Origin of the sequence: Cecembia lonarensis LW9 (genome assembly GCF_000298295.1) — a bacterium.
In the GTDB taxonomy this organism is placed as follows: domain Bacteria; phylum Bacteroidota; class Bacteroidia; order Cytophagales; family Cyclobacteriaceae; genus Cecembia; species Cecembia lonarensis.
The window spans coordinates 1-12,654 of the sequence record NZ_AMGM01000028.1 but is presented as its reverse complement, the minus strand read 5'-3'; the positions used below and the strand labels follow the sequence as shown (position 1 = coordinate 12,654).

Genomic DNA, 12,654 nt, shown 5'->3' with positions numbered 1-12,654 from the left:
TAAAAAAAGAACGCCATTAAGCTTGTCAGCCTGAGTACTAAATTCCAATAATTTTATATCTTGCGGTGATGGAAAATTTTGTTGTTTCTGCCAGAAAGTATAGGCCTTCCAATTTCAAAAGTGTCGTAGGGCAAGGTCATATCACCACTACCCTCAAAAATGCCATAAAAAATAATCATTTGGCCCAGGCCTTTCTTTTTTGTGGTCCTCGGGGAGTAGGTAAGACGACCTGTGCCAGAATTTTAGCTAAAACCATCAATTGTCAAAATCTAACGGCTGATTTTGAAGCCTGCAATGAATGTGACTCCTGCAAGGCTTTTAATAACAACGCATCTTTTAACGTACACGAATTGGATGCTGCATCCAATAATTCTGTGGACGATATTAGGAACCTTGTAGATCAGGTGCGTTATGCACCTCAACAGGGCCAATACAAAGTATATATCATTGATGAGGTTCATATGCTGTCCAACCAGGCTTTCAATGCTTTTCTGAAAACCTTGGAAGAACCTCCCAAGTATGCGATTTTTATTTTGGCCACTACAGAGAAGCACAAAATTATTCCAACTATCCTTTCACGTTGTCAGATATTTGATTTCAATAGAATTCAGATCAATGACATTGCTGAACACCTTAGGTATATTGCGGGAGAAGAGAAAATTGAGGCAGAAGAGGAAGCTTTAAGGTTGATTGCTACAAAAGCAGATGGGGCCTTGAGGGACGCCCTATCCATTTTTGATCTGATCGTGACCTACTCAGCAGGGGTTAAATTGACTTATCAGGAAACCATCAGTAACCTGCATATCCTTGATTATGATTATTATTTCAAGGTCGTAGAGGGATTACTTGCGGGTAATATTTCCAATCTCCTGTTGATTTTTGATGAAATTCTGAAAAATGGATTTGATGGTCATAACTTTATTGTGGGTTTATCCGAGCACTTGAGGGACTTAATGGTCTGTAAAGACCCGGCAACTGTGGAATTGATACAGGTATCTGATGGTACTAAAGAAAGGTATTTAGAACAATCCAAGCTTTGCGGCATATCATTTTTACTCTCCGCCCTTCATATCTGTAACCAATGCGATATACAATATAAGGCCAGTAAAAACCAAAGACTGCACGTGGAACTGGCTTTGATGAAAATGGCTAAAATTCCCCAAGCCATTCATTTGGCAACCGTCGCACAGGAGGAATCAAAAAAAAAAGCCTGAGTAATACCGAAAACGGTACTGAGTCCAAGGGTTCCATAGCCCCATCACTTTTTAAGAATGAAGCCAACCCATTTGCTTCAAAAAAAGTCTCCTGTTCAAAAAACCATTGCCATTCCAGGGAGTCTATCTGCGGCAAAAAAAGCAATAAACGATCAACCCACAGCAGTTAAAGAGGTATCTAAAGCGGTAGAACCGGAAATTGTTCAAGCCAAAGCACCACAATTGGCCGAGGTTTTTGATTTGGAAAAGCTCAATTATGTCATGCAGGAAGTGATAGGGCAATACAAAGACCAACATAAAAATTTGGAAGTCACCGTGCTCAAACAGCCCCTACTCTTGGAAAAGGAAACCATCACCTTTCAATTGAACGGCGAGATCCAGCAGGATATTTTCCATAAAATAAAACCGGAAGTACTTCAGGTTTTGAGAAGGAAACTGAATAATTACAGTGTGAGTCTTGAGGCAATAATAGTGGAAGAAGCAGTGGATGGGAAGAAAAAACTCTACACCAGTTCGGATAAGTTACAATTTCTGAGAGAAAAGTCACCTGCTTTAGCAGAACTTCAAAGACGTTTTGGTTTGGAAACGGACTTCTAAAATTCCAGTGCCAAACCAAAATTGATCATGTTTTGAAATTGAATGGCCTGCCGGGGGGGACCACTATCCTGCTGAATAAAAACACGTTCATCATAAATCAGGATGGTCTCAACACGTGTTGTGATATACTTATTGACTTTCATACTGATGATGGAGTTGAAGTTGACCACAAAGTTGCCTAGCTTTTCAAAATTGGTAAAGAGGTTGAGGTCAGCCCGCCAACGGATGTCTTCCATGAGGCCAATGTCAGTGGTCGAACCAAAGGATATACCTGCTTCAGGCCTAATCCGTTCTCCCGGAATTACCCCAAATGCCCCGGCATTACTCAGTGAATCATCTAGAACTACCGTAAAACGGCCTGTAAAGGGAGAAGCGATCAAGGAAATCCTGTCTTTATTATCGTATTCCTTCCTGTAATTCAAACCCGTAGACGATTGTATATATGCTGGAGCGAGTAGATCCGAAATTCTATTACGGGAATCCAGTTCTGCTCCAGAAGGGCGAAAGTAGCGATAACCTGCCAATAACTGCGTCCTTGCATCTATCTGAGTCGATAAGTACCAGGATTCAGTTAATTCCCTACCGTATTTGGTAATGAATATGAAATTGTCATTTGTTTTTCTTGTTTTAAACCTCCGATCTGCCTGCCGGTTGAAACCGGCATTCACCGTTAGCTTACTGTCCCAAATGATCTTGTCTTTTTTATAATTGGCAAACATCACCAAGCCGGTATTGATGGCGAGGTTACTGGCACCACCTGCATTCCAGTTAGATAGACTGACTTGTTGGATACTGAGGTTAAAATTTCCACCTTTTTCCCAATAAATGGGCTTGATTCTTTGCTTCATGACAATGGAATCACCGATCATAATGATGGTATCTCCTGCAATCAACAGGGTATCTGCCAAAATTAAAGGATCCTGAGCCTTCGTCAGACTCATGGATCCCAAAAGTAGAAATACTGCTAATACCAGCTTTTTAAACATGTAATTTCGCCAGAATAGTGACTTTTAGGGTTTGTTGATCCTTATTTTTTGACCCACCTGTATGGTATTATCCGGCAAATTATTCCATCTTTTAATATCATCCACACTTACGCCATAGTTTTGACTTAACCTGAACAGGGTTTCTCCTGCGGCAACGGTATGAATAATAGTTCCATCAGCTTCTCTTGCACTTGTGCCTGTAGCAGCAGCAGGTGCAGCAGCAGGAGCTGAGGCACTTGGTCGGATTTGGATTTCTTGTCCTACCTTAATGGTATTGTCCGGCAAGTTATTCCATTTTCTAAGGTTTTCGACACTTACACCGTAATTTTGACTCAGGCGGAAAAGTGTTTCTCCAGGCGCAACACGATGTACTAAGGGTTCAGTAGTTGATGGAGCGCTGACAGGTTCTGGTCTTTCAGACCTAGTACTAGGCTGCTCTCTGACCGGCTCAGGTGTTCTGACCGGCGGATTGCTTTCTGTCCTGTTGGGTGCAGGAGTAGGCTGGGTAACTGGTGGTGTTACTGGGGTAGTCGTCGGTGTTGGAGCCGGTTGGGGCTGTGCCTGGGTTTCTTGCGCCCTTACCGGTTCCGCTGTGGTTTCCCTAACTTCTTCTTTGCTGTCCCCCGTCAATGCTTCAAGCATTTTTCTGTATTCTTGGCCAGAAACCATGACGAAATCCTCACCTCTTTTTCTTGGATCCTGAAGGTTCAAGACCATGCCAGGTGAAAGGTCTTCATCGGTCCTGATTCTGTTTTTCGCTTTGAGTGCCGCTAATCGAATCCCATATTTCTGGGAAATGGACCAAAGTGTTTCCCCGGGCATCACCACATGATTGGCTACCTCAGCTTTAGCCCCTTTTTTATCCAGGTAATAATATTGACCGGCTATTACAGGATCGTTCCTGTTGAGGTCGTTCAGTTTACGAAACTTATTGGTCTTTAATCCGATTTTTTCAGCAAAGCCAGCCTGTGTTGTGGTGGTAGCCGCTTTTATACCATCAATATTATTGACTCGTATTTGATTAGGTGTGTTGGCATTTTGTTGATTGCCACTGATTTTAGGGAAACTATAAGCTGATAACTGGCTTTGTTGTGCAGATAAAGGTTCATTTCTTTGTGCCACAATAGCCCTGCTTGGAGGTGTTCCTTGTTTCAGGAATAGTACAGAATAGGTTTTATCTCCCGGAATTTCTCCTCTGGTTGCCCATTTATTAAATTCTTTTAATTGCTCTTCATTCACGCCCAGCCTGTTAGATAATTCTCTGAAGGAGGTTGGACCCTGAACCTTTGTTTCTTCCAAATAGCCTGCGCTGCTCACGAAAGAAACGCCGGTATGGTTTTCAAAGGCGATTTTATGAGCCAGGAATTTTTTAAAATACCAATGTGAATTTCTATCTACTTCGATTACCTTTTTTCCGTTAAATTGGCTGCCAAAATAGGCTTTTGCACCCCCTAAACCCATTTGATAAGAAACCAAAGCGCACATCCAATTATCAAATTGGTTGTTGTTTTTTTTCAGGTAAAGGGCTGCACCTCTGGAAGAGGCTACAATATTTTTTCGTTCATCAACCTGATTGTCGATTCGTAAAAAAACTTCTTCTGCCGTCCCTTGTTTGAACTGCCAAAACCCTACAGCATTGGAAGAAGAAACAGCATCAGGGATAAGACTGGATTCTTGTAAAACCAGGTATTTGAAATCCTCGGGTACCCCCGCTTCTCTCAACTCTCTTTCTACAAAGGGGAAGTAAAGGTGGGCTCTTTCCGCTTTATTGTTGAAATAAATTTTGTTGCGGTGCAGAGCGTCCACATCCAATTGGATTTCACGCCTGGCTTGTTCATTGATCTTCACCGTAAGGTCAGCAAACCGCATTTCCCTAGGTACTTCTGGCCCCTGAGCCATTACTTGATGCGAAAAGTCAAGTAATATGATGGTAATCAGTAATTTACAAAACAATAAAATCTTTAAGTTCTTCATATTTTTCTCGCCATCATTAAACCATCTCTAATCGGTAAAAGTACATTTTCCACCCTTGGGTCTTCCTGTACCATTTGGTTGTAATCTAATAATACTTTTGTGTCTTTGTCAATTTTTTGGCCATCTTTTAAAATTACTTTTCCGGACCAAAGTACGTTGTCTGCTATGATGAGACCTCCAGGGCTTACACGGTCTATTACCAGGTTGTAGTAATTGATATAATTACGCTTATCCGCATCAATAAAAACCATATCGAAATCCCCTTCCAAAGTAGGGATAGTTTCCATTGCATCTCCTATTCTGTAATCAATTTTATGGTTTAATCCTGATTTTTCAAAAAAATTCCGCACCATTATTTCCAATTCATCATTGACATCCAAAGTGATAAGCTTGCCTTGTGGGCCTAAACCTCTGGCCATACAGATCCCTGAATAACCTGTATAAGTTCCAATTTCCAATATAACTGAGGGCTGATGAATTTTGACCAGAAATTCCAAAAATTTACCTTGAAGTGGCCCTGAAAGCATCCTGGGCATCAAAACTTTAGCATGGGTCTCCCGGGTAATATGTTGCAAAAGTGGGTCTTCTACCGAACTGTGTAACTCACAATAGGCAAGCAAATCCTGCGAAATAAACTCCATGTTATGCGGGTAAATAGGTTAAATAACTCATTTGATGTGGATCAAATACTTCATTGGCAATCTCTAACAATTCCTCTGCAGTTGTACTTCTTATCACCTCAAATATACTGTCAAGGGAGTCTATTTTCCCTTTATCAAGAAGATTTTTTCCAAAGACTAGCATCAATGCAGCATAATTCTCCTCTGCCATCGCCATTTGTCCTATGGCCTGCTCTTTGGCCATGTGCAGTTGTAAGCTGCCTAACTGCTGTGTACGGAGTTTTTCAATTTCTTTCAACACCAACTTGCGGGCCCGGTTAGCTGTTTTTTGTTCGGTGCCAAAAAACACCCCAACAAAACCCGTATCCGAATAAGCTTGATAATGGGATTCTACACTGTATACATAGCCATGTTTTTCACGAAGGGCTAAGTTGAGACGGGAATTCATGCTTGGACCTCCCAAAATATTGTTAAGCAGGTAAAGTTTGAACCTCCTTGGGTCATATAAGGAATAAGCAGGTTTCCCAATAGCACAATGTGCCTGGGTTATCTCTTTCATTACCACTTTTGTCTTTGCATGGTAATTGGAAAAACCACAGCGAACATACAGACTTCTTTTTATAGGTACTTCGGAAAGTAGGCCTTCGATTTTTTGTAGGACCTTTTGGAAAGAAATATTTCCGATTACAGAAAATACGATCTGAGTAGTGTCAAGTCTACTGGATATAAATTCAAAAAAATCCTCTTGTGAAAATTGTCCTACCGTATCTTCAGTCCCCAATATATTCCTGCCTAATGCATGTCCTTCAAAAACCATGGCATCAAAGTCATCTTGAATGGAATCGTCGGGTGAATCCCTGTACATGGCCATTTCTTCCAGAATGACCTGCCTTTCTTTTTCTATCTGCTTTTTCGGAAAAGTGGAATTGAAGGTAATATCAAACAATAATTCTGCTGCTTTGGGATAATGCTCCTTTAAAGTGCTGGAATAAAAGCATATTTTTTCTTTCGTAGTGTAGGCATTCAGCTCTCCACCCAAGGATTCGAGCCGGTTAATGATATGGTAAGCCTTTCGCTTTTTTGTCCCCTTGAAGGCCATATGTTCCCAAAAATGGGCAATTCCCTCTTCTTCTTTGGACTCATCCCTACTTCCAATGTTCAATATGAAGCCGCAATGAACAATCCGGGTATGGTTGACTTCCTGATGAACAATCCGAATGCCATTGGACAAAGTTTTTAAATTATACTGCATGTAAAATTAAATCTGCCATCAAGGTACAAAATTATAAGAATTGTAAATCATTTGTGCTCAAGGCTTATCACTAAATTAAATAACAATGTTTTTTTAAGACGGTTTGAATTGATAATTTAGAACAATCTTTATGTATAACGCTATCCATGTTCAATTTGGATATTAAAAATCCGAAAATATCCGTATGAAGTATCAACCCCTGCCTTCAAGTCTATATGTGAAAAACCGTACTAAATTGGTTCAGAAGTTATTGCCAAAATCGCTTGCCGTTTTTCATGCCAATGACATTATGCCTACCAATGCTGATGGTACCATGCGCTTCCGTCAAAACAATGATCTTTTTTACCTCAGTGGAATTGACCAGGAAGAAAGCATTTTATTGATGTGTCCGGATTTTCCGGATCCGAATATGCGTGAGATTTTGTTTCTAAGGGAAACCAATGAGCATATTGCCATTTGGGAAGGGCACAAGTATACCAAGGAAGAGGCCATAGAAGCATCCGGAATTGGAAATATCCAATGGTTGGACAAATTCGAAAATACGCTAAACACTTTAATTGCGCTAAGCGATCATGTTTACCTAAACACCAATGAGCACCTTCGCGCTGATGTACAGGTAGAAAGCAGAGATGCCCGCTTCATCAGAAAGTGCAAAGAACGTTATCCACTGCATCATTACCATAGGGTTGCCCCGATAATGCATGAATTGAGGGCCATCAAAGAAAAAGAGGAAATAGATCAGTTACAGCTCGCCTGCGATATCACAGAAAAAGGTTTTCGCCGCATACTCTCTTTTGTACGTCCCGGAGTCACGGAATATGAAATTGAAGCTGAATTCATCCATGAATTCACCAGAAACCGAAGCAAGGGGTTTGCCTATGAACCTATCATTGCAACCGGGGCGAATGCCTGTGTACTGCATTATATTGAAAATAAAGCTACTTGTAAGGATGGGGAGTTGATTTTGTTTGATGTAGGAGCTGAATATGGCAATTATAATGCTGATATGACTAGGACCATTCCTGTCAATGGTAAATTTACCGATAGACAAAGGAAAGTTTATGATGCGGTACTTCGGGTACAACGTGGTGCCATGGATATATTGAGGCCTGGTATCAACATACAGGACTACCACAAAGAGGTTGGCTTGATGATGCAGTCCGAGTTATTGAACTTGGGTTTGTTAGATCAAACGGATATCAAAAATCAGGATCCCAAATGGCCTGCGTACAAAAAATATTTTATGCATGGAACCTCCCATCATTTAGGTTTGGATGTGCATGATGTAGGGACCATGCATGAGCCAATTGTTGCAGGGATGGTTTTTACCGTTGAGCCCGGCATTTATATCAGAGAAGAAGGCTTAGGTATTCGCCTCGAAAATGACATTTTGATCCAGGATAATGGTTACTATGATCTGATGCGTAACATTCCGATTGAGGCCGAGGAAATAGAAGATTTGATGAATAAGTAAGAGGTGAAAGGGACGAGGTAAAAGGCAAAAGGATCGAGCCACTATTCCCTTTCTCCTTTTCCCTTTTCCCTAATTTTTATAGCTTATCCTGTAAATGCAATTGGCCATGTCGTCTGATACAAGTAGGCTTCCGTCTGGCAGTTGAAGCACATCTACAGGTCTCCCCCATACTTCTTGGGTATCATGATTGAGCCAACCTTCTGCAAACACTTCTTCCCTGATCACTTTTTGATTTTCATCTAAGATGACATTGGTCACCTCATAACCGATCTTCTTGCTACGGTTCCATGAACCGTGTTTGGCAATAAAAATATTGTGATTATACTTCTCAGGAAATTGATTGCCTGTGTAAAAGCGCATACCCAAGGGAGCAGTATGGGGCCCTAACTTTGCAGCAGGAGCTACATAGGCCTCCTTAGATTTGCCCTTATTCCCAAACTCAGGATCTTTGACATCTCCGGCATGCCAGTATGGATAGCCAAAATGCAGCCCTTTTTCCGGAGCATGGTTGAGCTCACAATCAGGAATATCATCACCCATCATGTCTCTGCCATTGTCCGTAAACCATAGGTCGCCACTCTCGGGGTGCCAGTGAAATCCAACGGTATTCCGTACACCATGGGCAAATATTTCAGGTTGGATAATGTTGGCATTCACATCTATTCTTGTGATAGAAGCAAAAATTTCTTCCGACTCACAAATATTACAGGGAGCGCCAACCGGTACATACAACTTCCCGTCTGGGCCAAAGGCAATGAACTTCCAGCCATGATGTGCTTTGTCAGGGTATTGGTCAAACACGACCTCAAAACTGGGATCTGAAAGGTTTGCTTCTATATTTTTAAACCTCAGAATCCGGCTGACTTCTGCCACGTAAAGATCGCCATCTTTGAAGGCTACACCATTTGGCATACGCAGACCGGAAGCTAAGGTAAATTTTTTATCTGGTTTGCCGTCTCCATTGCTGTCTTGAAGGGCATAAACATTTTTGCCTTGTCTGTTGCCTACAAAAATGACACTTCCATCGCTATTCATGGCCAAAGACCTTGCATCAGGGATGTCTTCTGCCCATACTTCTATTTCAAAGCCGGCAGGAAGTTTCAGGGTTTCCAACTGGATGAAACCTGAATTTTTGTTTTGACCGGAACAGGCAGCAGAAATAAATAAAAAGGATAGTAACGTGAAATATCTAATCATGCCATTGGGTGTTTTTTTATAATGCCAATTTAACCAATTCATTGGTTTATTGTTCCCTTTAGAGCTAGACTTTGCCTATTTTTGCGCCTATGTTATCCATTAATAATCTTTCGTACTTCATAGGAGGCAGGGCGCTTTATGAAAATGCTTCCCTTCACATCAGACCCAAAGATAAAATAGGGCTTGTGGGATTGAACGGCACAGGGAAATCTACCTTGCTCAAAATTATCCATGGAGACTATCAGCCCAGTGCCGGTGAGGTGCAAAAAGCCAAAGATTGTACCATCGGTTTTCTTAATCAGGACCTGCTCTCTTATCAATCAGAAGATTGTATTCTGGATGTAGCATTGGAAGCTTTTCAAGAAACCCTCAAGCTGCAGGAAGAAATAGACGAAGTGCTAAAAATGATGGAAACGGATTATTCTGAAGCCACCATCAATAAGCTGGCAAGGCTTCAGGATCAATTTGAGGCCAATGAAGGCTACACGATCAAGGCAAAAGCAGAAGAAGTGCTGGAAGGCATAGGCTTTTCAACAGCAGACCTTAAAAGACCTTTGAAAACCTTTTCAGGGGGATGGAGAATGCGTGTGATGCTGGCCAAATTGCTATTGGAGAAGCCTTCATTGCTGATGCTGGATGAACCTACGAACCATCTTGATCTGCCATCCATCCAATGGGTTGAAAATTACCTCAGGACTTACGAGGGGGCAGTGATCGTGGTTTCTCACGATAAGGAATTTCTGGACAATTGTATTGAAACCACTGTGGAGGTCTCCAATGGTACCTTGACAGCGTATCAGGGCAATTACTCCTTTTATCAGCACGAGAAAAAGGAAAGGATGGAAATCCAACAAAATGCCTTTGAAAACCAACAACAAATGATCAAACAGACCGAACGCTTTATTGAGCGCTTTCGTGCCAAAGCTTCTAAATCCAATCAGGTACAATCTAGGATCAAAGCCTTAGACCGGATGGACAGGGTGTCTGAAGTGGTGGATGATAATATCGCTGTCAATTTTAAATTCAAATTTTCCCAGAAGTCAGGTAGGGATGTGGTGGTTTTGGATCATGTATCCAAATCCTATGGAGAGCTGGTCATATTGAAAAACACCTCTGCCCGGATCGAAAGAGGGGACAAAATCGCCCTGATCGGAGCCAATGGAAAAGGAAAGTCTACCTTATTGAGAATTATCGATGGGACTGAACCTATACAGGGAGAAAGACTTCAAGGTCATAATGTGATCAAATCCTTCTACGCACAGCACCAATTGGAAGCATTAGGCGTAGACAATGAAATCCTGCAAGAACTTCAGCAAGCCGGGTCTGGGAAAACAGATACTGAACTCAGGAATGTGCTCGGCTGCTTTTTGTTTACTAATGAAGATGTTTTCAAAAAAATTAAAGTATTGTCCGGTGGTGAAAAATCCAGGGTGGCTTTAGCCAAAACCTTGATTTCTGAAGCGAATTTCCTTTTGTTGGATGAGCCAACCAACCACTTGGACATGCAGTCCGTTAATATTCTTATTCAGGCAATGCAGCAGTATGAGGGCACCTTTGTCACCGTTTCCCATGACAGACATTTCATAAGGGGAGTAGCCAATAAAATCTGGTACATAGAAAATCAGGAAATCAAAGAATATCCGGGTACCTATGATGAATTTAGTTTATGGAAATCCCAGCAAGAAGAGTCTTTAAGACAGGAACCACTGCAGAAAAAGAAGGTACCCAAGAAAAAACAATTGACTGATCCGGAAATCCAACAGGCCAAAAAAGAACTCAAAAAGAAAGAGGCGGAGCTCGAACATGTAGAAGCCTTGATCATGGAAAAAGAAACCTTGAAAAAGGAATTAGAGGAAGAAATGGCCTTGCCGGAGGTCTTTTCCGATATGCAAAAGCTGGAAGGAGTCAATCAACGATATGCCCAGGTTCGGACAGAGGAGGAAAACCTGAACAAGAAATGGGAGATATTGGTAGAAGAGATTGAGGAGCTTCAACATGCCATTTGATTGTCAGGCTTGGTACAGCATTTGGAATGTAACCCTTATCATTAACCTTATAAATTTGATGTCTATGCGCAGTTTACTTATTGTCTCTTTATTTTTTATGGTGATTCAAGCAAGCTGGTCCCAAGGTAATAAGACGTATTATGACCGTATTTTTGAAGAAAACATACAGTCAGTAAGGATTTTTCCCAACAGTGGAGATTTTGCAGCTCAACTCAATTCCCCGGCAATTGGCCTCAACAGTGGTGTCGCGCTTAACCTTACTTTTGATGATCTGGCTTACGACCCTGATATGTATTCCCTTAAAATCATCCACTGTAATATGGATTGGACACCATCCGATCTCAAGGAACCTGAGTATTTGGAAGCTTTTAATGAATTTAACATCAATGATTATAATTATTCCATAGATACCCGAATTCCTTATATACATTATAATATTGTGCTCCCTAGGGTGACAAAGTCGGGCAACTATGCTGTAGTGGTTTACAGAAACAGGGATCAGAATCAGGTGATTTTGACGCGTCGCTTTATGGTTTTCCAAAATATGGTTAATCTGGCTGCAAGGGTGGTTCCTCCCAGTCAAACTGAGATGCGCCGACAAGTCCAACAGATAAATGTGAATGTCAATTATAAAAGCAGGGATTTATTTGATCCGCGGAACAACCTCCGTGTGATGATAAGGCAAAATCAGAGATGGGACAATATCAAAGTATTAGGAAATCCTACCATGCTTAGGGAGGACATCAGGATGATTGAATATAATCTCTTTGATGGCAGCAATGCCTTTTTTGCAGGCAATGAATTCAGGTTTGTTGATTTGCGCTTGGTCAGGGCAAGAGGAGTCAATGTCAGGGCAATTCGTATGGAGGAAGATGTGGTCTATGCAGAAGGTGGACTGGATAAAAGCAGGACCAATACGGTATATTCAGAGTACCTGGATCTTAACGGACAATATGCTATCATGAATATGGAAAGACTGAACCATGAACTGGAAAGTGAATACATGATCATGACTTTTAATCTTGATGCTGATGGGGTAACCGAAACACCATACATTATTGGTGCCCTTACAGAGTGGGGATTCAGCCCTGATGCCAAAATGACGCTAAATAAGAAAACCAACGCCTATGAAGCCACATTGATTCTAAAGCAAGGATGGTATGATTACCAATATGCGTATAAAGGCCCTGATGCTTGGAACCCCATGCCTTTAGAGGGAAGTTTTTTTGAAACAGAAAACGAATATGAAGTTTTGGTCTACTACAGGGATATGGGTTCGAGGTATGATGAATTGATAGGGTATCATAATTTAAATCCCAATAAGCGGAGGTTAT

General features: G+C 41.4%; 10 protein-coding genes. 5 read left to right on the top strand and 5 right to left on the bottom strand.

What is annotated here, in order from left to right:
• The first annotated feature begins 68 nt into the window (after positions 1 to 68).
• Positions 69 to 1,214, top strand: coding sequence for a DNA polymerase III subunit gamma/tau (locus B879_RS10125; RefSeq protein ID WP_009185080.1), 1,146 nt, complete (start codon positions 69 to 71; stop codon positions 1,212 to 1,214).
• Positions 1,215 to 1,271: 57 nt separating this feature from the next.
• Positions 1,272 to 1,811, top strand: coding sequence for a DUF8439 domain-containing protein (locus B879_RS10120; RefSeq protein WP_009185079.1), 540 nt, complete (start codon positions 1,272 to 1,274; stop codon positions 1,809 to 1,811).
• On the opposite strand, the gene B879_RS10115 is transcribed toward B879_RS10120, so the two are convergent.
• From B879_RS10115 to B879_RS10100, 4 genes are read right to left on the bottom strand one after another with little or no spacing between them, the layout of a single operon-like run.
• Complete coding sequence (locus tag B879_RS10115; protein ID WP_009185078.1) at positions 1,808 to 2,797, bottom strand: DUF3078 domain-containing protein; 990 nt, start codon at positions 2,795 to 2,797, stop codon at positions 1,808 to 1,810. The two genes, B879_RS10120 and B879_RS10115, sit on opposite strands and share 4 nt — an antisense overlap.
• Positions 2,798 to 2,821: 24 nt before the next feature.
• Positions 2,822 to 4,771: a LysM peptidoglycan-binding domain-containing protein gene (locus B879_RS10110; RefSeq protein ID WP_009185077.1), complete on the bottom strand. Its 1,950-nt coding sequence runs from the start codon at positions 4,769 to 4,771 to the stop codon at positions 2,822 to 2,824.
• Positions 4,768 to 5,412, bottom strand: a complete 645-nt coding sequence (locus B879_RS10105; protein WP_009185076.1) for an O-methyltransferase — start codon at positions 5,410 to 5,412, stop codon at positions 4,768 to 4,770. The genes B879_RS10110 and B879_RS10105 overlap by 4 nt, the downstream gene beginning before the upstream one ends.
• 1 nt (position 5,413) lies before the next feature.
• Entirely contained in the window at positions 5,414 to 6,643 is a 1,230-nt protein-coding gene (locus B879_RS10100) for a M16 family metallopeptidase (RefSeq protein WP_009185075.1), read from the bottom strand.
• A gap of 184 nt (positions 6,644 to 6,827) precedes the next feature.
• On the opposite strand from B879_RS10100, the gene B879_RS10095 reads away from it, so the two are divergent.
• A complete protein-coding gene (locus B879_RS10095; RefSeq protein WP_009185074.1) occupies positions 6,828 to 8,117 on the top strand; it encodes an aminopeptidase P family protein in 1,290 nt (429 codons plus the stop codon).
• A gap of 69 nt (positions 8,118 to 8,186) precedes the next feature.
• Here the strand turns inward: B879_RS10095 and B879_RS10090 are convergent, their stop codons facing one another.
• Positions 8,187 to 9,314 (bottom strand): PQQ-dependent sugar dehydrogenase, encoded by a 1,128-nt coding sequence (locus B879_RS10090; protein WP_040400427.1) that lies wholly within the window; start codon positions 9,312 to 9,314, stop codon positions 8,187 to 8,189.
• An 89-nt stretch (positions 9,315 to 9,403) separates the two neighbouring features.
• Between B879_RS10090 and B879_RS10085 the strand changes: the two genes are divergently transcribed.
• Entirely contained in the window at positions 9,404 to 11,320 is a 1,917-nt protein-coding gene (locus B879_RS10085) for an ABC-F family ATP-binding cassette domain-containing protein (protein ID WP_009185072.1), read from the top strand.
• A gap of 97 nt (positions 11,321 to 11,417) precedes the next feature.
• On the top strand, positions 11,418 to 12,654 hold a 1,237-nt coding region (locus tag B879_RS10080), incomplete at its 3' end, for a type IX secretion system plug protein (RefSeq protein WP_497706785.1).

Bases quoted from the DNA above. Each gene is read 5' to 3' on its own strand.
- B879_RS10125 (WP_009185080.1), top strand. From the start codon at position 69: ATGGAAAATTTTGTTGTTTCTGCCAGAAAGTATAGGCCTTCCAATTTC.
- B879_RS10110 (WP_009185077.1), bottom strand. From the start codon at position 4,771: ATGAAGAACTTAAAGATTTTATTGTTTTGTAAATTACTGATTACCATC.
- B879_RS10120 (WP_009185079.1), top strand. From the start codon at position 1,272: ATGAAGCCAACCCATTTGCTTCAAAAAAAGTCTCCTGTTCAAAAAACC.
- B879_RS10115 (WP_009185078.1), bottom strand. From the start codon at position 2,797: ATGTTTAAAAAGCTGGTATTAGCAGTATTTCTACTTTTGGGATCCATG.
- B879_RS10095 (WP_009185074.1), top strand. From the start codon at position 6,828: ATGAAGTATCAACCCCTGCCTTCAAGTCTATATGTGAAAAACCGTACT.
- B879_RS10085 (WP_009185072.1), top strand. From the start codon at position 9,404: ATGTTATCCATTAATAATCTTTCGTACTTCATAGGAGGCAGGGCGCTT.
- B879_RS10100 (WP_009185075.1), bottom strand. From the start codon at position 6,643: ATGCAGTATAATTTAAAAACTTTGTCCAATGGCATTCGGATTGTTCAT.
- B879_RS10105 (WP_009185076.1), bottom strand. From the start codon at position 5,412: ATGGAGTTTATTTCGCAGGATTTGCTTGCCTATTGTGAGTTACACAGT.
- B879_RS10090 (WP_040400427.1), bottom strand. From the start codon at position 9,314: ATGATTAGATATTTCACGTTACTATCCTTTTTATTTATTTCTGCTGCC.